This window comes from Phytobacter ursingii (assembly GCF_001022135.1).
Lineage (GTDB): Bacteria > Pseudomonadota > Gammaproteobacteria > Enterobacterales > Enterobacteriaceae > Phytobacter > Phytobacter ursingii.
Map to the genome: position 1 here is coordinate 2,399,098 of NZ_CP011602.1, position 19,478 is coordinate 2,418,575.

Annotated in this window: 20 protein-coding genes; 12 read left to right on the forward strand and 8 right to left on the reverse strand. The window is 52.8% G+C overall.

The genetic code is table 11. The annotated features are described in order from the left end of the window. Window positions 1-171 precede the first annotated feature (171 nt). The 5 genes from AB182_RS14720 to AB182_RS14740 all read left to right on the forward strand — a co-directional run bounded on the left by AB182_RS14720 (window position 172) and on the right by AB182_RS14740 (window position 4,981). The gene (locus tag AB182_RS14720; protein WP_032967629.1) at window positions 172-522 is read left to right on the forward strand and encodes a cyclophilin-like fold protein; all 351 of its coding nucleotides are present in this window, start codon (window positions 172-174) and stop codon (window positions 520-522) included. 121 nt (window positions 523-643) lie between these two features. Next, window positions 644-1,849, forward strand: coding sequence for an MFS transporter (locus tag AB182_RS14725; protein WP_120785390.1), 1,206 nt, complete (start codon window positions 644-646; stop codon window positions 1,847-1,849). A gap of 27 nt (window positions 1,850-1,876) precedes the next feature. Further along, window positions 1,877-2,926: an NAD(P)-dependent alcohol dehydrogenase gene (locus AB182_RS14730; RefSeq protein WP_007731881.1), complete on the forward strand. Its 1,050-nt coding sequence runs from the start codon at window positions 1,877-1,879 to the stop codon at window positions 2,924-2,926. A 14-nt stretch (window positions 2,927-2,940) separates the two neighbouring features. Continuing rightward, window positions 2,941-3,969 carry an alpha/beta hydrolase gene (locus AB182_RS14735; protein ID WP_007731883.1) on the forward strand — a complete coding sequence of 343 codons (1,029 nt, stop codon included), beginning with the start codon at window positions 2,941-2,943 and terminating at the stop codon, window positions 3,967-3,969. Between the two features lie 25 nt (window positions 3,970-3,994). Beyond that, the gene (locus AB182_RS14740; RefSeq protein ID WP_047370758.1) at window positions 3,995-4,981 is read left to right on the forward strand and encodes an aldo/keto reductase; all 987 of its coding nucleotides are present in this window, start codon (window positions 3,995-3,997) and stop codon (window positions 4,979-4,981) included. Window positions 4,982-5,267: 286 nt separating this feature from the next. On the opposite strand, the gene arsC is transcribed toward AB182_RS14740, so the two are convergent. The 5 genes from arsC to arsR are packed head-to-tail and all read right to left on the reverse strand — an operon-like array spanning window position 5,268 to window position 9,572. After that, window positions 5,268-5,693, reverse strand: coding sequence for a glutaredoxin-dependent arsenate reductase (gene arsC / locus AB182_RS14745; RefSeq protein WP_047370759.1), 426 nt, complete (start codon window positions 5,691-5,693; stop codon window positions 5,268-5,270). 12 nt (window positions 5,694-5,705) lie between these two features. Continuing rightward, a complete protein-coding gene (arsB, locus tag AB182_RS14750) occupies window positions 5,706-6,995 on the reverse strand; it encodes an arsenite efflux transporter membrane subunit ArsB (RefSeq protein ID WP_047370760.1) in 1,290 nt (429 codons plus the stop codon). Between the two features lie 47 nt (window positions 6,996-7,042). Beyond that, a complete protein-coding gene (arsA, locus tag AB182_RS14755; protein WP_047370761.1) occupies window positions 7,043-8,794 on the reverse strand; it encodes an arsenite efflux transporter ATPase subunit ArsA in 1,752 nt (583 codons plus the stop codon). Window positions 8,795-8,811: 17 nt separating this feature from the next. Then, entirely contained in the window at window positions 8,812-9,174 is a 363-nt protein-coding gene (arsD, locus tag AB182_RS14760; RefSeq protein WP_047370762.1) for an arsenite efflux transporter metallochaperone ArsD, read from the reverse strand. A gap of 47 nt (window positions 9,175-9,221) precedes the next feature. Continuing rightward, on the reverse strand, window positions 9,222-9,572 hold the full coding sequence (arsR, locus tag AB182_RS14765; protein ID WP_047370763.1) for an As(III)-sensing metalloregulatory transcriptional repressor ArsR: 351 nt from the start codon (window positions 9,570-9,572) through the stop codon (window positions 9,222-9,224). Window positions 9,573-10,092: 520 nt separating this feature from the next. Here arsR and AB182_RS14770 point away from each other — a divergent pair. Next, on the forward strand, window positions 10,093-10,569 hold the full coding sequence (locus AB182_RS14770; protein ID WP_012884037.1) for a WbuC family cupin fold metalloprotein: 477 nt from the start codon (window positions 10,093-10,095) through the stop codon (window positions 10,567-10,569). Here AB182_RS14770 and AB182_RS14775 read toward each other — a convergent pair. Next, the gene (locus tag AB182_RS14775; protein WP_047370764.1) at window positions 10,559-10,840 is read right to left on the reverse strand and encodes a hypothetical protein; all 282 of its coding nucleotides are present in this window, start codon (window positions 10,838-10,840) and stop codon (window positions 10,559-10,561) included. The genes AB182_RS14770 and AB182_RS14775 overlap by 11 nt on opposite strands. 394 nt (window positions 10,841-11,234) lie before the next feature. On the opposite strand from AB182_RS14775, the gene AB182_RS14780 reads away from it, so the two are divergent. After that, complete coding sequence (locus tag AB182_RS14780) at window positions 11,235-11,759, forward strand: hypothetical protein (RefSeq protein ID WP_047370765.1); 525 nt, start codon at window positions 11,235-11,237, stop codon at window positions 11,757-11,759. Window positions 11,760-12,180: 421 nt separating this feature from the next. Here AB182_RS14780 and AB182_RS14785 read toward each other — a convergent pair whose 3' ends face one another. Continuing rightward, entirely contained in the window at window positions 12,181-12,399 is a 219-nt protein-coding gene (locus tag AB182_RS14785; RefSeq protein WP_047370766.1) for a DUF7661 family protein, read from the reverse strand. Window positions 12,400-12,644: 245 nt separating this feature from the next. Between AB182_RS14785 and phnC the strand changes: the two genes are divergently transcribed. The 4 genes from phnC (at window position 12,645) to phnE (AB182_RS14805) (ending at window position 16,302) form a co-directional block, all read left to right on the forward strand. Next, entirely contained in the window at window positions 12,645-13,487 is an 843-nt protein-coding gene (gene phnC / locus AB182_RS14790) for a phosphonate ABC transporter ATP-binding protein (RefSeq protein ID WP_047370767.1), read from the forward strand. 35 nt (window positions 13,488-13,522) lie between these two features. Next, window positions 13,523-14,464: a phosphonate ABC transporter substrate-binding protein gene (phnD, locus tag AB182_RS14795; RefSeq protein WP_047370768.1), complete on the forward strand. Its 942-nt coding sequence runs from the start codon at window positions 13,523-13,525 to the stop codon at window positions 14,462-14,464. A gap of 90 nt (window positions 14,465-14,554) precedes the next feature. Continuing rightward, window positions 14,555-15,424 (forward strand): phosphonate ABC transporter, permease protein PhnE, encoded by an 870-nt coding sequence (phnE, locus tag AB182_RS14800; RefSeq protein WP_047370769.1) that lies wholly within the window; start codon window positions 14,555-14,557, stop codon window positions 15,422-15,424. Beyond that, window positions 15,421-16,302 carry a phosphonate ABC transporter, permease protein PhnE gene (gene phnE, locus AB182_RS14805; protein ID WP_047370770.1) on the forward strand — a complete coding sequence of 294 codons (882 nt, stop codon included), beginning with the start codon at window positions 15,421-15,423 and terminating at the stop codon, window positions 16,300-16,302. Before phnE (AB182_RS14800) ends, phnE (AB182_RS14805) begins: the two co-directional genes overlap by 4 nt. A gap of 4 nt (window positions 16,303-16,306) precedes the next feature. Here the strand turns inward: phnE (AB182_RS14805) and AB182_RS14810 are convergent, their stop codons facing one another. Next, window positions 16,307-16,972 (reverse strand): HAD family hydrolase, encoded by a 666-nt coding sequence (locus AB182_RS14810; RefSeq protein WP_047370771.1) that lies wholly within the window; start codon window positions 16,970-16,972, stop codon window positions 16,307-16,309. Window positions 16,973-17,293: 321 nt separating this feature from the next. Here AB182_RS14810 and katG point away from each other — a divergent pair, with 321 nt between their 5' ends. Next, window positions 17,294-19,477 carry a catalase/peroxidase HPI gene (gene katG, locus AB182_RS14815; RefSeq protein ID WP_047370772.1) on the forward strand — a complete coding sequence of 728 codons (2,184 nt, stop codon included), beginning with the start codon at window positions 17,294-17,296 and terminating at the stop codon, window positions 19,475-19,477. The last annotated feature ends 1 nt before the right edge of the window (window position 19,478 follow it).

Genomic DNA, 19,478 nt, shown 5'->3' on the forward strand with positions numbered 1-19,478 from the left:
GTTAACGCCCTGCATATTGGTAACAATAATGTGATGAAAAAGTCAACGCTAACCTCTATGCAAAACGCTCACCGCAGAACGTCACTGCGGTTGCTCCTTGCCGGCCTGCTTGTCGTCACGCAGTCCGCCATGGCCGGTGACAACGACCGGCGAGACGTTCAGGAGACACTAATGAAAATTGAGATCGTTGTGGACGGAGAAACCGCTACCGCCACTCTCTTTGACACCCCAACGGGTCGGGATTTTGCCTTATTGCTTCCTCTCTCTCTGACACTGGAAGACTATGCCGAGATTGAGCGCATCAGCAACCTGCCCCGCAGGCTTTCCACAGCACAGGCTCCTGACGGCATGACGCCCGAAGCCGGGGACATTACCTTCTATGCCCCCTGGGGCAATCTGGCGATTTTTGTTCAGGGCAGATCTTACGCCCGGTCACTGATTCCGGTAGGCAAAGTGGACTCAGGATTACCCGCACTTCAGCGTCATGGACCTCTGTCGGTGCAAATCAGGGCAACTGACTGATCTGCTCTGTCATAGCCACAGCGCCGCTCTCACTTACGACCGACCGAAACCCTCAAACCCTCGTTTCATCAGCCTGCAGCTGAGGGTCAGTATGCGTTCAACATTGAAAAGAAAGACATAAATGAGTAATCAGACAGACGATAACCGAAAAAAAACCACCGACGACAGTAAACATCCTGCGCACTGGGGGGCCGTTTTTGCCATGACACTTTGTGTCTTTGCACTTATTGCCTCCGAATTTATGCCCGTCAGCCTGCTGACCCCAATGGCACAAAGCCTGAGAGTCACCGAAGGCATGGCCGGGCAAGGCATCGCGATTTCCGGGGCATTTGCCGTGGTAACCAGCCTGTTTATTTCCATATTGTCAGGCTCGCTCAACCGTAAAACCCTTCTGCTTGGCCTGACATGCCTGATGGCTGTTTCGGGCGCGGTCATCGCCATGGCCCCTGATTACCTGACCTATATGGCGGGCCGGGCCCTGATTGGCATCGTGGTGGGGGGATTCTGGTCGATGTCAGCCGCCACGGCGATGCGTCTGGTACCGGTGCATCGCGTTCCGCTGGCATTGGCCATTTTCAACAGCGGCAATGCCCTGGCAACAGTCGTGGCTGCCCCTCTGGGGAGCTGGCTTGGTTCGGTTATTGGTTGGCGCGGGACCTTCTTTTGCCTGGTTCCGGTCGCGCTCGTCGCGCTTATCTGGCAACGACTCAGCCTGCCTTCCATGCCTGTCGTCCATCAAAAAGCGAAGTCCGCTAACGTCTTCACACTGTTTCGCCGCCGGGTGGTGACACTCGGCATGCTGGGTGTGGGGATCTTCTTTATGGGGCAGTTCACGCTCTTTACCTACATCCGGCCCTTCCTTGAAACCGTCACGCGGGTGGATGCCGCAGAAGTAACAGGTGTCCTGCTGGTTATCGGTATCGCGGGTTTCATCGGCACAACCCTGATTGGCCGGGTGCTGAAACGCAGTTTCTACCTGACTCTGATGGCGATACCGGTGTTGATGGCGTTCACCGCGCTGGCACTGATTATCTTCGGCAGTCAGCCAGCCATTGTCGTTGTGCTGCTGGGACTATGGGGGCTCATTTCTACCGCAGCACCAGTGGGATGGTGGGCGTGGGTTCCACATACTTTCCCGCAGAATGCCGAAGCCGGCGGCGGACTGATGGTCGCGATGGTGCAGTTGTCCATTGCGCTCGGTTCAACCGTGGGAGGGCTGCTTTTTGACCATCACGGCTACCAGAGTACTTTTCTGGCCAGCGCCGCAATGCTGATTATTGCCACCGTACTTATTTTCATGACCTCACGTGCAGATCCCTCTGCCTGAGACCATTCAAAAACCAGGAGTTATGTAATGACCATTAAAGCTTACGGTGCCAGTGCGGGCACATCACCGCTCGAACCCATGGATATCACCCGCCGCGCCCCTGGCGCGCATGATGTTCAAATCGATATTGCCTTTTGCGGTGTCTGTCACTCAGATATCCACCAGGTACGTTCAGAGTGGGCAGGAACGCTGTACCCCTGTGTGCCAGGACATGAAATTGTCGGCCGCGTGATGGCCGTTGGCGAGCACGTCTCTGACTTTCGTGCCGGGGATCTGGTGGGCGTCGGCTGCATTGTCGACAGCTGTAAACACTGTACCGACTGTGAAGAGGGGCTGGAGAACTACTGCGACCATATGACCGGGACATACAACTTCCCGACGCCAGATGCGCCGGGTCATACCCTGGGCGGATATGCGCAGCAGATTGTGGTGCATGAACGCTATGTTCTGCGCGTCAGTCACCCGGAATCGCAACTGGCCGCTGTCGCCCCCTTACTCTGTGCAGGGATCACGACTTACTCGCCATTGCGCCACTGGAAAGCCGGCCCCGGCAAGAAAGTCGGTGTTGTGGGCATCGGCGGGCTGGGGCATATGGGGATCAAACTGGCTCATGCCATGGGGGCACACGTTGTGGCCTTCACCACCTCGGAGTCCAAACGTGAAGCCGCCAGAGCGCTTGGGGCTGATGAAGTGGTGGTTTCACGCCATGCAGGAGAGATGGAAAACCATGTCAAAAGTTTTGATTTAATTCTGAATACTGTTGCAGCGCCGCATAATCTCGATGCGTTCACCGCCCTGCTGAAACGCGACGGCACCATGACCCTCGTGGGCGCGCCTGCCACACCACACGACTCGCCAGAAGTCTTCAACCTCATCATGAAGCGTCGGGCTATTGCCGGTTCGATGATTGGCGGCATTCCTGAAACACAGGAGATGCTCGATTTCTGTGCTGAACACAATATTGTCGCCGACATTGAGCTGATCCGTGCCGACGAGATTAACGCAGCCTACGAACGCATGCTCAGAGGCGATGTGCATTACCGCTTTGTCATTGATAACGCCACACTGGCTTCCTGACAGGAGAATTAACGATGAGAAAACTGACCTTAGCCCTGGGACTACTTTTCAGCGCTTTTGCCACCTCCGCTGCTGATATGTCCAGAGGTGCGGATAACTTTTATAAAAGCGATAAGGTGACGCAGCAGAAAGTCACCTTTAAAAACCAGTATCAAATGAACGTGGTCGGCAATCTGTTTATGCCGAAAACAATCAATCAGAACGCCAAAAACCCGGCAATTGTCGTGGGCCACCCGATGGGGGCGGTCAAAGAACAGAGCTCAAATCTTTATGCGCAGAAGTTGGCTGAGCAGGGGTTTGTCACGCTGGCTATCGATCTGTCTTATTGGGGGGAAAGCGAAGGTAAACCCCGGCATCTGATCGCGCCGGAAATCTATACGGATGACTTTAGCGCAGCGGTGGATTACCTGAGCACGCAGGCGTTCGTTGACCCGAAAAACATCGGCGTGCTGGGTATCTGCGGCAGCGGAAGTTTTGTTATCAGTGCTGCCAAAATCGATCCGCGCATGAAAGCTATTGCTACGGTGAGCATGTATGACATGGGATCGGCATTCCGAAACGGACTGAACCATTCCCAGACAATTGAGCAGCGCAAGGCTTTCATCCAGTCGGCTATTGAGCAGCGGTTTGCCGAATTCAAAGGGGGAGAGACAGCGTACATTCCGGGCACCGTGAATAAACTGGACGCCTCCACGCCGGAAATTCAGCGCGAGTTCTTTGATTTCTACCGTACTGAGCGCGGTGGCTACACCGCCCAAGGTGAGAAAGAGGAACTGACGACGAAACCGATGCTGAGCAGTATCGGCAAATTCATGAACTTCTACCCGTTCAACGATATTGAAACCATTTCACCGCGTCCGATGCTGTTTATTACCGGCGACCAGGCCCACTCCAAAGAGTTCAGCGAGGACGCTTACAAACGTGCCGGTCAGCCTAAAGAGCTGTATGTCGTACCTGGCGCAGGACACGTCGATTTATACGATCGAACCGACCTTATCCCCTTTAGCAAGCTGGCAGACTTTTTCCGTAACAACCTGAAATAACGCGTTCAGTTAAGGAGTAGGTGACATGAACTACAAACATCTGGGCCGAACTGGCCTGCGGGTGAGCCGCATCGGTCTTGGGACCATGAACTTCGGTGAACTGACGGATGAACCGACCAGCTTCAGGATTATGGATGAGGCCGTGGATTCAGGGATTAACTTTTTCGATACCGCTGACGTTTACGGCGGGCCTCAGTCACCAGATATGGCAAAGGGTTACGGCACATCTGAAGAGATCATCGGTAACTGGCTGGCCCGTAGCGGCCAGCGTGACCGTATCGTGCTGGCCACGAAAGTTTACCAGCCGATGGACACGGGGCCGAACGACAAATACCTGTCCGCCTACCATATCCGACGGGCGTGTGAGGCCAGTCTGAAAAGACTGAAGACAGACCATATTGACCTCTACCAGATGCACCATATCGACCGGAACACTCCGTGGGAGGAAATCTGGCAGGCCATGGAACAGCTGATCCGCGAGGGTAAAATCAGCTACGTGGGCAGCAGCAACTTTGCCGGCTGGGACATCGCGACTGCACAGTGCAAGGCTGACGCTCGCAACTTGCTGGGACTGGCATCAGAACAGAGCCTGTACAATCTGACCCAGCGCACGGCTGAGCTGGAAGTCATTCCGGCGCTGCGTCATTACGGCATTGGCCTGATCCCCTGGAGCCCGGTCGGGATGGGGATGCTGGGTGGTGTATTGCAAAAAATGGCAGCAGGGCGCAGAGCTGCTCCCCATATGCAGGAACGAATCAATCATTTGAGACCACAACTGGAAGCCTGGGAAGCGCTCTGTGAAGAGATTGGCGAAACCCCGGCCGACGTCGCGCTCGCCTGGTTACTGCAAAATCCGGTGGTCACTACTGTACTCAGCGGACCACGGACGGTTGAACAACTTCGCCAGAATCTCAATGCCTTATCTGTAAAACTGTCGGCGCAAACGCTTAAAAAACTGGATACCCTCTGGCCCGGGCCGGGCGGAGAGGCTCCTGAAGCCTACGCCTGGTAATATTGATTGACGACAATCACTACCGACCTTCGGGTCGGTATTTATCTAAAATCGTTTTCGGCAAACTCAAGCAGGATCATTTTCATCGCTAAGCGTGTATTGGCTGCGTTAATTCCTTAACGTCCGCTCCTCGCTCACAGCGGACCTTGAACCCAGTAAATTCATCCGCTCGGTGCCAGGAGCGAACGTTGCCAAAACATCTTTATAGAATAATGGACCGTTCTGGATAGAGCAGCGGGAATGAATGCCAAAATTATCCTAAGGGGGCATTCGCCCCCCTTTATATTTATTTCAATCGCTTACCTGTTTCATCAACGACTTTTTCTCCGTCTTCCTTGGCGAAAGCACCTTGTTGCGCATCCGGAAGAATATCCAGCACAACCTCAGACGGACGACACAGGCGTGTTCCCCGTGGCGTCACGACGATTGGGCGGTTAATCAGGATCGGATGCTGCAGCATAAAGTCGATTAACTGATCGTCAGTAAATTTATCTTCTGCAAGCCCCAGCTCTTCATAAGGCTCGACATTTTTACGCAATAGTGCCCGCACGCTGATCCCCATATCTGCAATGATTTTAACCAACTCACCGCGTGTCGGTGGATTTTCAAGGTAATGAATAATGGTCGGTTCATTACCACTGTTGCGGATCATTTCCAGCGTATTACGCGACGTGCCGCATGCCGGGTTGTGATAAATAGTGATGTTGCTCATATCGGTATCTCATTACAAAGTGAAAGAGAGACGTAGCGCCAGCGCGGCCAGCGTTACAAACAGCACAGGCAGAGTCATGATGATCCCGGTGCGGAAATAATGGCCCCAGGTGATCGTCATGTTCTTTTGTGAAAGTACATGCAGCCAGAGCAGCGTTGCCAGGCTACCAATAGGTGTAATTTTCGGCCCCAGATCGCAGCCAATCACGTTGGCGTAAATCATCGCCTCTTTAATAACGCCGGTGGCGGTGCTGCCATCAATAGAGAGAGCGCCAACCAGCACAGTAGGCATATTGTTCATGATGGAAGAGAGGAAAGCCGTCAGGAAGCCAGTACCCAGTGTTGCGGCCCAGAGTCCTTTATCCGCCAGCGCGTTCAGCACACCTGAAAGGTATTCGGTTAGCCCGGCGTTGCGCAGACCGTAGACCACCAGGTACATCCCCAGTGAGAAGATGACGATCTGCCAGGGTGCACCGCGCAGCACTTTGCCAGTGTTAATGGCATGGCCTCGTTTCGCCACAGCAAACAGAATGACAGCCCCTACAGCAGCAATCGCGCTGACCGGGATACCCAACGGCTCAAGGACGAAAAAGCCAACCAGAAGAAGGATCAACACTATCCAGCCGGTTCTGAAGGTTGCCAGATCTTTAATCGCCTTTGCTGGTGCTTTCAGGAGAGCCAGGTCGTAAGTCGGCGGAATATCTTTGCGGAAGAAAAGATGTAGCATAACCAGAGTGGCAACAATGGCTGCAATATCCACCGGCACCATTACCAACGCATATTCGGTGAATCCCAGACCAAAGAAATCCGCCGAGACGATATTCACCAGGTTCGACACGATAAGCGGCAGACTGGCGGTATCGGCAATAAACCCGGCGGCCATCACGAATGCCAGCGTGGTGCCTTTGCTGAACCCTAATGCCAGCAGCATGGCGATGACTATCGGCGTCAGAATAAGTGCCGCACCGTCGTTGGCAAACAGTGCCGCTACTGCTGCGCCGAGCAGGATTATCCAGGTAAAGAGCAAACGGCCATGACCATTGCCCCAACGGGAAACGTGCAGCGCTGCCCATTCGAAAAAGCCGGACTCATCAAGCAGCAGGCTGATGATAATCACGGCAATAAAGGTCGCTGTCGCGTTCCAGACGATATTCCACACCACCGGAATATCACCCACATGCACAACGCCTGAAATCAAAACCAGGGCTGCGCCCAGCGTCGCGCTCCAGCCGATCCCTAACCCCTTCGGCTGCCAGATAACCAGAACAATGGTCAGGACAAAAATAGCGCCTGCCAGTAACATATCTCCTCCTGACAGGGCGGCTCTGCCGCCCTGTATAAACAAAAAAATTAACGCATCAACGCTCTGAGCTTTTCTATACCGGCAGGCTCTGATGCCAGTAACGGAACAAGCGCTATACGGTCAGCATGCTGATGCTTAACCGCCTCAATCTGAGGCAGTTCCTGCCGGGCGCGCTGGCAAAGCAACGGAGAACGCGTATCCGCAATGGAAAGGCTGTTATTGATAATCCAGCCCCACGGGTGAATCCCCGCTCTTTCAAGGTCAGCCTGCAGGTTTGCCGCTTCCAGCACCGGTGTGGTTTCAGGAAGCGTAACCAGCAGAACTTTGGTCCTATCCGGGTCCTGAAGCTGCATCATTGGGGTAGTGAAATGACCTTTATTCCCCATTTTTTTGGCAATTTCGCGGTGGTAAGCCCCTGTCGCATCCAGCAGCAACAGCGTGTGTCCCGTAGGGGCGGTATCCATAACAACAAACCGCTTACCTGCTTCACGAATCACCCGGGAAAAAGCCTGAAACACGGCAATTTCCTCAGTACAGGGAGAGCGTAAATCCTCTTCCAGTAGCCGTTTTCCTGCTTCGTCCAGCCCTCTCCCCTTCGTCTCAAGGACATGCTGGCGATAGCGTTCGGTTTCTTCGTGTGGATTAATCCTGCTGACTTGCAGGTTATTCAGACAACCATTCAGTGTGGTACTGAGATGTGCAGCGGGATCTGAGGTGGTGAGATGGACATCAAATCCCCTATCCGCCAGCCTTACGGCGATGGCAGCAGCCATCGTGGTTTTCCCTACGCCACCTTTGCCCATCAGCATAATCAGGCCGTGTTCACTGCGAGCGATGTCATCGACCAGATCAGAAAGCGATAAGTTTTCAGACGTGTACAGGACGTTCGTTGCAGGGAGCGGTAATGCCCCAGAACGGGTGTCCAGTAGTCCCTTCAATGCAGACACGCCAACCATGTTGATTGGTTGCAGTAATAAGGTATCTGTCGGTAGCTCAGATAAACCGGCGGGAAGATTTGCCAGTGCTTCCTGCTCCCGTTGCCATATCACAGCGGCCAGGGCGTCATGTTCAGCTTCGACTGCAGGCAGCACACCATTAATAATCAGGTACTGGTTTTTCAGGCCAATTGCAGCCAATTCTTCATGAGTGCGGGAAACTTCCTGCAGCGTTGATTTTTGCAGTCGTGCAACCAGAACCAGGCGGGTACGTTCAGGATCGGATAACACCTCTACTGCATGAGCATACTGCTCACGCTGCTTTTCCAGCCCGGCCATTGGGCCAAGGCAGGAAGCACCATCCGGGTTACTTTCAATGAAGCTACTCCAGGCACCGGGAAGCTGGAGAAGGCGAATCGTGTGGCCCGTCGGCGCTGTATCAAAAATAATGTGATCAAAGCGGGTCAGCAGAGAAGTGTCAGTCAATAAGCTGGTGAACTCATCGAACGCCGCAATCTCAGTCGTACAGGCCCCTGAAAGCTGCTCGCTGATACCGTTAACAACGTCATCAGGCAGAAGACCTTTGACAGGATCAACGATTCTGGCGCGGTATTGCTGCGCGGCTTCCTGTGGGTCGATCTCCAGTGCAGAAAGTCCAGGAACTGCTGCCACAGGACGTATCGTGTTACCGATAGCCTGATCGAATACCTGGCCGACATTGGAGGCTGGATCGGTACTAACCAGCAAAACCCGCTTACCCTGTTCGGCAAAGTGGATAGCTGTCGCGCAGGAAATAGACGTTTTTCCTACGCCTCCCTTGCCGGTAAAAAACAGGTAAGTCGGGATGTTCTGTAAGAATTTCATGTGTCCTCCTGACATATTCAGCAACAGGAAGTATTACCACCACAGCATCTGGTGGTAGCCAACCCTACCTTCTCCAGCGGAATACCGAACCAGCGAGCCAGCTCAGCGCGTTTTGGGTATCGCCCAGCCATCACCGTTTCGCCGTCCAGCAGCAGTAGCGGAAGCCCTTCTGCTCCGGATGCTTCGAGGAATGCTTTCGCTTTCTCGTTCTGAACAAAGCTCATGGGCTGCTGCGCCAGGTTGTAACGTTCAACCTGTACGCCGCGACCTTTCAGCCACTGCACGTCAGCAGAGAAATCAACCAGAACCTGATCGACATCTGAGCCACATACGCCGGTACTGCAGCACATTGCCGGGTCAAACACCGTTAACGTTTTCATTCTGAATACCTCACATTTGAAAAATCATATATGTTCAGGCAAATTTTTTAGATACAAACAGCCTTACCGCTACCAGAGCAGTTTGCCGATGCCAGCTTACGGGCGATGGCCTGTATCTCGTACTGTTGGCTTAACCAGGCCTGCTCAATCACCCGGGCGGCCCAGGAAGGAATATGCGGAGACAGGCGATAGTGAACCCATTTTCCCTGCTTGCGATCCAGCAATAGACCACTTTCTCGAAGCATTGCCAGGTGACGGGAGATCTTGGGTTGTGACTGTTCCAGCGCCGTGCAAAGATCGCATACGCAAAGCTCGCCCATTTCACTGAGCAGCAGGACGATACTCAAACGAGTTTCATCGGACAGGTTTTTGAAAAGCTGCAGGGCAGTCAGAGACATTATTCCTCCTTCTCATTTAGGCACATGGTAGTCTCCGGCAGGATAAAATCAATAATACATACGCCAATTCGAATGCATTAATGTATCTGTTAGAGAAAATATGACATGGTTCTCATGAAGATCTCAGTCCATGGAAAAGACCTTGTACGAACCCGTAAGTCAAAATTTAACCAACGATACTCGCCCCGTGAATTGTAACGTGGGAACAAAAAGTATCTTCTACGTCTGCTCCTTGCTCTGAGCAGACATGTCTGCCCCTTGATCGACTCTTTCGTGCCAAAAGCGGGTATTACTATCGATAATATGTAATTTTCACCGAAGAGCAGAACATACCCCGTTGACACCATGCAATGAATGATCTGATACACAGGCGAAAAATTGATAAACTATTTTCAGTAAAAGTAACAAATCCTGTTTCTGCTTTGGAAAGTTGAAACGCTAATGATTAAAAAGATATTGATAGCATAAAACCTCACGGCATCCGGGTTCCTGTGAGCGACCTACATTCACAAAGGCTAATATGAAACAAATTACGTTCAGTGATCTTCAAGAACAAAGCGAACAGGCTGAAAATTCCCCTCGCTTACGTGCTCATCGTAATCTCCACCCTGAATTAAGCGATCCTGTTCAGCGCCTGGCTATCGCTATGGAACCGGGTACCTATGTTCGCCCTCACCGCCACCCGCACACGTTTGAGCTGCTGACCTCCCTCATCGGACGCTTTTTGGTATTGAATTTTGATGACGAAGGCAACGTGACCCACCGCGTTGTGTTAGGTGAAGACTGCAAGGTGCTGGAAATGGATGCTGGGACCTGGCATGCAGTGTTGTCGATGGATAAGGGAGGCGTTATTTTTGAGGTAAAACACGGGGGTTACCAGCCAGTAGCTGAGCAAGATATGGCCCCATGGGCACCCGCCGAAAACGAGCCTGGAACGGCTGAGTTGATGAAATGGTATGCACTGGCGCAAGTGGGTGATGGTGGTTTTACCCTGTAATTTTTGCTTTGAGCGGAGTGCTTTTGCATGACTTTTTCAAAAAACACCACTGTGTGGCCGAAAATGCAGAGGCACTGGTGATCTTCAGACGCTGATTCTCATTTTTATTTATCAGATACATGGCATCACTGACGGGGTAAAGAATATCGCCTGGCTGTATGAGGGATTTAGATGTGACCTCAGACATCATTTTGAATGTTCCGGCATGAAGAATGAGCATATAGCGACTCGCTTTACCCAGATAAATAACATCAATCACCAGCCACTCCATAAATATTCATTTCGCAGTATCTAATGGGAAAATTAGCATAACGTGCTGAAATGATAATGGTATGGGTTAAATACGTGAGCCAGGACAACTGAAAATATTATGGAGGTTGATGGAGAGGATAACGGCAAGGACCAAATGGGTGGCGCAATGCCTGCGGATAACATGGTACTTAACCTGTTTAATGCGGGTAGCAGTGCAAGAGCAATAACTGTCTGCCCGTCGGTAAGTTGAATCGTCTGGAGCGGGTCATATCTGATTCTTGTCACCCCCTAAACATCAACAACCCCGCAGTACCCACACAGAAGAAATGGATGCTAATTCACCCGCTATTCGTCACATGGCTGCACATTGTAATTACTAAAATGGGAGGGCTTACTAACTGAAGGAGGAGAAAATGGTAATTCAAGGAATTGGAAGTACGGCTTCGCTATTGAGCACCATCGGCAGAAAAACAGAGCAGCAACAGGATTTCAAAAATCTGATGGCAAAAGCGACCGATAACCTAAACGCTATGTTGTCAGACAAGGCGCAAGCTTCAACCATGAGCAATGGCGCAACACAATCGAGGACTGCGGTACAGGAAGACATTTTACGCTATGCACAAGCCAGCTCACAGGATGCAGAAAAACTCGCGTATGATATGGCTTACAGTCGCAGCGATATCTGCTATGACCTGAGTGAATCGATAAAAACCAACAGGATGGAAGACGTCAAACTGGCTTCCACCGGAGAAAAAGTTGGAGATGATTACAAGAGTCAGTTTTACTTGAACGCATCGAAAATCGATGCGCAGCGGATGCAGATTTACAATACGGAGAAGGCAAAAGGTACCGACCCTGTCATTATTCTGAGTAAAATGATGGACTTCACAAACTCCCAATCAAGAGACTACCTTTCCGCTACAGGATGGTTGGCTTAAGAAAATTTGGTGCCCAAAAGCCAGCCTTCATGCCGTATTTTTGGCATCACGGTCATTAATAGAGGCAATTTATAACTTTTGCCTCTTATGGGGCTATCAATGGCAGGTTTGTACCAGAGGCGGACATTGCTGATATTATTACATTCGTGTCAATCGGGCACAGCGCAAGACAGTAAGTCAAAATTATAAAAGCGATGAGTACAAATTTGGTTGTGAGGCTAAGACTGTTCCCCAGAAAATAAATAAAAACCAAAATTTTAAGGACTAAAGTTCCGTATTCCTGAAAAGTGGTCAATGGATTGAATGGGTGCCCCTTCAGACTGTGGGCGGAAAGTTCAGAACGTTCCCTGTGTGCCAGGAACGGATATTGATGGACTAGTGATACACTCCATTATAGTGAGGAGCGTGTAACTGCAGCCCCTTATTCGATACGTTTCACATCAGGATGACGCTCTGTTGCTGCTTCATGGAAAATGTCGCCCAGCCAGCCCAGTATCTCGTCTTCTGTCATATTGTCCGGAATAGCAATGTCGTAAAGCCGGGAGAATTTTCGTTCCGTCAGGTCTGCGCGGAATACCAGCCAGCGACCACCTTCACGCTTGACCCCAATATATCGTCCAAAAACGTTGTAGATGAGCACTACCAGACCCCTTTCAGGAATTGTGTCACGGGGATGGTATATTCAACTCATGATGATTACTTCGTCAACAGATACAAAATGTCAGCCCCTCACCCATAACGACATTATCGTTTTTATGCTTTTTCAATAGCTTTACACCCAGGACGTTTTTTCTCCCGTTCATTATTTGTTCTCTGTTTCATCATAAAACGATCACACGCGATGCCCTTAATGTTGGGCATTCTCGTGATAAATCTGGATGACACATGAACAGTGCACTGGCAGAACTTCCGGACACCCTCGCCCCCTCGTCGCATCACTTACACAGCGCCCCGCTGCACAAGGTGTTGAGCGTCAAAAATTTAAGCAAATCCTACAACAGCCATCAGACCGTGCTGCAAGACATCAGCTTTGATCTGCACAGCGGTGAGATGGTGGGTGTGATTGGCCGCTCCGGTGCCGGTAAATCCACCCTGCTGCACGTGCTTAACGGAACGCACAGCGCCACATCCGGCGAGATCCTGAGCTTCCCGGACGTGGGCACGCCACGCGACGTTTCCCGCCTTAAAAGCCGCGAACTCAGTCAGTGGCGCAGCCAGTGCGGGATGATTTTTCAGGACTTTTGTCTGGTGCCGCGTCTCGACGTGCTGACCAATGTGCTGCTGGGCAGGCTCAGCCAGACCTCAACCTTCAAGTCGTTGTTCAAAGTCTTTACCGCCGAAGACCGGGCAAAAGCCATTGCGCTGCTGGAGTGGCTGAACATGCTGCCGCACGCGCTGCAACGTGCTGAAACCCTTTCCGGCGGTCAAATGCAACGCGTGGCAATTTGTCGGGCGTTAATTCAGAACCCCTCGATTTTACTGGCGGATGAACCCGTCGCCTCGCTGGATCCCAAAAATACGCAGCGCATTATGCGCGTGTTACGAGAAGTGAGTGAGCAAGGCATCAGCGTGATGGTAAACCTGCATTCCGTGGAACTGGTGAAGGAATACTGCACGCGCGTTATCGGCATTTCACAGGGACGGATTGTTTTTGATGATCACCCTTCTGCGCTGACGCAGGACGTTTTGCTCGTTCTTTATGGTGATGAAATAAGTCAGCTGCATTAATTCTTCCTTCAATTGAGACGACACAGGCAATGACAATGAAAAAGCATATTGCAGGCGCATTCCGTTTATCGGCATTGATGACAGGTCTTCTGCTGGCGTGGCAGGTAAGCGCAGCTGAACAACCGAAGGAATTAAATCTGGGTATCCTCGGCGGGCAGAACGCCACCCAGCAAATTGGCGATAACCAGTGCGTTAAAGATTTTCTGGACAAGGAACTGGGCGTCGACACCAAATTGCGTAACTCGTCGGACTACTCTGGCGTTATTCAGGGCTTGTTGGGTGGCAAAGTCGACGTGGTGCTGAGCATGTCGCCTTCATCGTATGCTTCGGTCTATATCAACAATCCGAAAGCGGTAGATATTGTGGGTCTCGCCGTGGACGATAAAGACCAGTCGCGCGGCTATTATTCAGTGGTTATCGTCAAAGCAGACAGCCCTTATCAGAAACTGGAAGACCTGAAAGGCAAACCGTTCGGCTTTGCAGATCCGGATTCCACTTCGGGTTTCCTGATCCCGAACCAGACGTTCAAACAACAGTTCGGTGGTAATGCTGATAACAAATACAACAACTTCTTCTCCAGCGTCACCTTCTCCGGCGGCCACGAGCAGGACATCCTGGGCGTGCTGAACAACCAGTTTGCGGGCGCAGTGACCTGGACTTCTATGGTCGGCGACTATAACGCTGGCTACAGCGTGGGCGCATTTAACCGTCTGATTCGTATGGATCATCCAGATCTGATGAAGCAGATCCGCATTATCTGGAAATCACCGCTGATCCCAAACGGCCCTATTCTGGTCAGCAACAGCCTGCCGGCTGACTTCAAAACCAAAGTCATTAGCGCCATCAAAAAACTGGATACCGATAACCACGCCTGCTTCGTCAAAGCGATGGGCGGCACACAGCATATCGGTCCTGGCAGCGTGGACGATTTTAAACAGATTATCGATATGAAACGTGAGCTGGTGACAGCACGTTAATTCACGCCCACTTGCGTTTGAAAAAATAGCCCCTGGCTGACTGGCAGGGGCTTTTGTTCGAGTGTTGTATCCGCCTAAGACCGGTTAGCCATGAACACGAATACGTCGTTTGAGCAGTATTACCAGAACATCAGAATGCGCCAGAAACGTGACACGGTCGCCTGGTCGCTGGTGTTACTTATACTCTATTTTTCCGCCGGAAACGCCGCCGAATTTAACCTGAATACCATCTGGCATTCATTGCCGAATTTCTTCGACTACATGCTGGAAACCGTGCCGACGCTGCATGTATCCACACTCTTTGCCGACAGCCACACCAGTGGGTCACTGGCTTACTGGGGCTATCGTCTGCCTATACAGCTCCCGCTTATCTGGGAAACCCTGCAACTGGCGCTGGCGGCCACGCTGGTATCGTTTGTTGCGGCAACGGCACTTGCCTTTCTGGCGGCAGGAAACACCTGGTCGCCTCCGCTGGTGCGTTTTGGTATCCGTGCGCTGGTGGCCTTTTTACGGACTATGCCAGAACTGGCGTGGGCGGTTATTTTTGTGATGGCCTTTGGCATTGGCGCGATCCCCGGTTTTCTGGCGCTCATGCTGCATACCGTCGGTAGTCTGACCAAGCTCTTCTACGAAGCGATTGAAAGCGCAAACGACCGGCCTGTGCGTGGTCTGGCCGCCTGTGGTGCGAGCCATTTTCAGCGTATCCGCTTCGCCCTGTGGCCACAGGTAAAACCCCTTTTTCTCTCCTATGGGTTTATGCGCCTTGAGATCAACTTCCGCTCCTCCACGATTCTCGGTCTGGTGGGCGCAGGGGGCATCGGCCAGGAGCTGATGACCAATATCAAACTCGACCGCTACGATCAGGTCAGCATCACGCTACTGCTGATTATTATTGTCGTCGCGGCACTGGATACCCTGTCTGGCCGTCTGCGCCAGTGGGTTCTGGAGGGGGGAAAATGAGTCACTGGCAGGCCGTACCCAGTGTGGCACTCAGTCGTCAGCAGCATAAGGCGTTATTCCAGGCACAGGGGCGTTATTTACGCCGTCTGGGTCTGATTGCCCTGGCGGGAGTGCTTTATTACCTCTGGTTTTTTACCCGCTTTGGCATCCCGCTCGATCAGGCACTGGGCGGCATGAGGCAAATTGGCCGTTACATTCTGCGGATGTTTGTCTGGCAGGACTTTATGCACTGGCCGTTTCGCTACTACTTCACCCAGATTGCCCTTACGCTCGCCATTGTATTTGCCGGTACGCTGACGGCCACCTTTATCGCGCTACTCCTCTCTTTCTTTGCCGCACGTAACATTATGCGAGGCGGTGTTGCCGGGGCAGTGGCATTTTTGATGCGTCGTCTGTTCGACGTGCTGCGCGGTATTGATATGGCTATCTGGGGACTTATCTTTGTCAGAGCGGTGGGACTTGGCCCTCTGGCCGGGGTGCTGGCGATCATCATGCAGGACACGGGATTGCTGGGGCGTTTGTATGCGGAAAACCACGAGGCGGTGGACCGCTCACCGGGGCGCGGGCTGACGGCGGTGGGCGCCAGCGGTTTACAAAAACACCGCTTTAGCACCTTCACTCAGTCATTTCCGACCTTTCTGTCGCTCAGCCTCTATCAAATTGAATCGAATACCCGGTCGGCGGCGGTGCTGGGCTTTGTCGGCGCGGGCGGCATCGGCCTGATTTATGCCGAAAATATGCGCCTGTGGAACTGGGATGTGGTGATGTTCATCACCCTGATTCTGGTGGCTGTCGTAATGGCGATGGATGCGGCATCCGCCTGGCTGCGACGCCGCTATATCACTGGCAAACCGGTTCCGCTCTATAAAGCGCCGTAGCGGTTTAGTCCAGTCGCCAGTTCAATACCGGCCAGCGGCGCTGTTCTCCCTGCGCGGCCAGTTGGGGACATGGATTGACCAGAAAGACCTCGTCGGCACGCAGGCACAGGGGTAGATCATTGATTGAATCGGTGTAAAACGTCAGCGGACCCGCGTACTGCGGTTGCGCCGCCAGCCAATGGTGAAGGCAGGTAATTTTGCCCTCCTGATAGCTGGGTGTGCCGTCAATGATGCCGGTATAGCGGTCATTATCCATTTTGACCTCGATGCCAATGGCGTGCTCGATACCCAGCACCGGCGCGATAGCCTTCACCAGCAGGCTGACGGAGGCCGAGATAATCAGTATCGGTTGATGTTGCGCCTGCAATGCGCGGATAAGCGCAAGCGCCTGCGGATAAATACGCGGGCGGATGTCTGCCTGCACGCAGCGCGCCACCAGTTGGTCAACATCATCACGACTGAGTTCGACGAGCGCAGACATGATCAACGCAACATATTCGTGGAGATCCATCTCCCCCCGCGCGTAGTCGAGCATCAGGCGTTCTTCATGCTGCAAATAGTCCGGGTCGCTGACATACCCTTTGCGGACCAGAAAACGACTAAAGAGGGTGCTGCTATCGCCATCTATCAGCGTATTGTCCAGATCGAACACGTAAAGTGCTTGCGACATCGTGGTTTCCTTTTTTGTCCGTTTTGGACGCAACAGCCTGACAAAAAAATATGACACCCCGATGTTGATCGCCGCACATTTCATTCATTGAAAAATGGCGGTTTTACGAAAACAGGCACACGCTTGTGATCGGGGCAATACCGCTTTGTAACGGTCTTGATCAATGATGAGTTAATAAGATCCGTTTTTCTATTCATTACCCACAAACTGTGTTGCTTATAAGAAAGGAATTGGCTATCAAATCTGTAGATTCATTCAAATACCTCTAACTGGAAGCAGTGTATATCGTAACGAGACTCACTAGTGCAAATGGAGCCAGATATGAGCATGTCAGAAGATACGTCCCCGGAATCCTCCGCAGGCAAATGCCCTTTTCATGAAGGCGGCGCAAAACCCGCGAAGAAAAGCAGTGTCACCACCAACCGTGACTGGTGGCCAGAGCAATTGCGTGTGGACCTGCTTAATCAACATTCCAACCGTTCCAATCCCCTGGGTGAAAGTTTCAATTATCGTGAAGAGTTTAAAAAACTCGACTACTCCGCGCTAAAAGCCGATATCAGAAAAGTGCTGACCGACTCTCAGGAGTGGTGGCCTGCTGACTGGGGTAGCTATATCGGGCTGTTCATTCGTATGGCCTGGCACAGTGCCGGGACCTATCGCACCATTGACGGACGTGGCGGTTCAGGACGCGGACAACAGCGTTTCGCCCCGCTCAACTCCTGGCCGGATAACGTGAGTCTCGACAAAGCGCGCCGCCTGCTGTGGCCAGTGAAACAAAAATATGGGCAGAAGATCTCCTGGGGTGATTTGATCATCCTTGCCGGTAACGTGGCACTGGAAAATGCCGGGTTCCGTACCTTTGGTTTCGGCGCAGGCCGTGAAGATGTCTGGGAACCGGATCTCGACGTAAATTGGGGGAATGAAAAAAACTGGCTTGAGCACCGCCACCCGGAAAGCCTTGCCCAACAGGCGATCGGCGCCACCGAAATGGGGTTAATTTACGTTAACCCGGAAGGCCCTAACGCCAGCGGCGAACCGACTTCCGCCGGTGCGGCCATTCGCGCCACCTTTGGCAATATGGGAATGAACGATGAAGAGATTGTCGCCCTGATTGCTGGCGGCCATACGCTGGGTAAAACCCACGGCGCAGCCTCCGCCGACCATGTGGGCGCCGAGCCGGAAGCGGCGTCTATTGAATCTCAGGGCTTAGGCTGGCACAGCAGCTACGGTAGCGGTGCGGGTGCTGACGCCATCACCTCAGGCCTTGAAGTGGTGTGGACACAAACGCCGACCCAGTGGAGCAACTACTTCTTCGAGAACCTGTTCAAATACGAATGGGTGCAGACCCGCAGCCCGGCCGGGGCAATTCAGTTTGAAGCGAAAGATGCGCCGGACATCATTCCTGACCCGTTCCACCCGGAGAAAAAACGCAAACCCACGATGCTGGTGACGGACCTGACGCTGCGTTTTGATCCTGAATTCGAGAAAATTTCCCGTCGCTTCCTCAACGACCCGCAGGCCTTTAATGAAGCCTTCGCCCGCGCCTGGTTCAAACTGACTCACCGCGATATGGGGCCGAAATCTCGCTACATTGGTCCGGAAGTGCCGAGCGAAGACCTCATTTGGCAGGATCCGCTGCCTGCAGCCGTTCACAAACCGAGCGATCTGGACATTGCCAGCCTGAAAACGGCAATTGCCGAATCGGGTCTGTCGGTGAGCGAGCTGGTTTCCGTAGCCTGGGCGTCAGCGTCCACTTTCCGTGGCGGCGACAAACGTGGCGGCGCCAACGGCGCGCGTCTGGCATTAGCGCCGCAGAAAGACTGGGAAGTAAACGCCATCGCGGTCAAAGTACTGCCGGTACTGCAGGGTATTCAGCAGACGTCCGGTAAAGCGTCACTGGCCGACATTATTGTGCTGGCAGGTTGCGTGGGTATCGAGCTTGCGGCTGCCGATGCCGGCGTGAAAATCAGCGTGCCGTTCACGCCGGGTCGCGTTGACGCCAGTCAGGATCAGACCGACGTGGAGTCGTTCAAATGGATGGAGCCGCTGGCCGACGGTTTCCGCAACTACCGTCGCGTGGCAGATGAGATGCCGACCGAAACGCTGCTGATTGATAAAGCGCAACAGCTGACGCTGACTGCGCCGGAGATGACCGTTCTGGTGGGTGGCCTGCGCGCGCTCGGCGCCAACTACGACGGCAGCCAGCATGGCGTCTTCACCGACCGCGTTGGCGTACTCAGCACCGATTTCTTCGTCAACCTGCTGGATATGCGTACCGCGTGGAAACCGGTTGATGAGAAAGCGGAGCTGTTTGAAGGCCGTGACCGGGCCAGCGGCGAAGTGAAATACACCGCCACCCGTGCCGACCTGATCTTTGGTTCTAACTCGATTCTGCGTGCCCTTGCCGAGGTGTACGCCAGCGATGATGCCAAAGAGAAGTTTGTCGCTGACTTCGTCGACGCATGGACGAAAGTGATGAACCTCGACCGTTTCGACCTGCTATAAC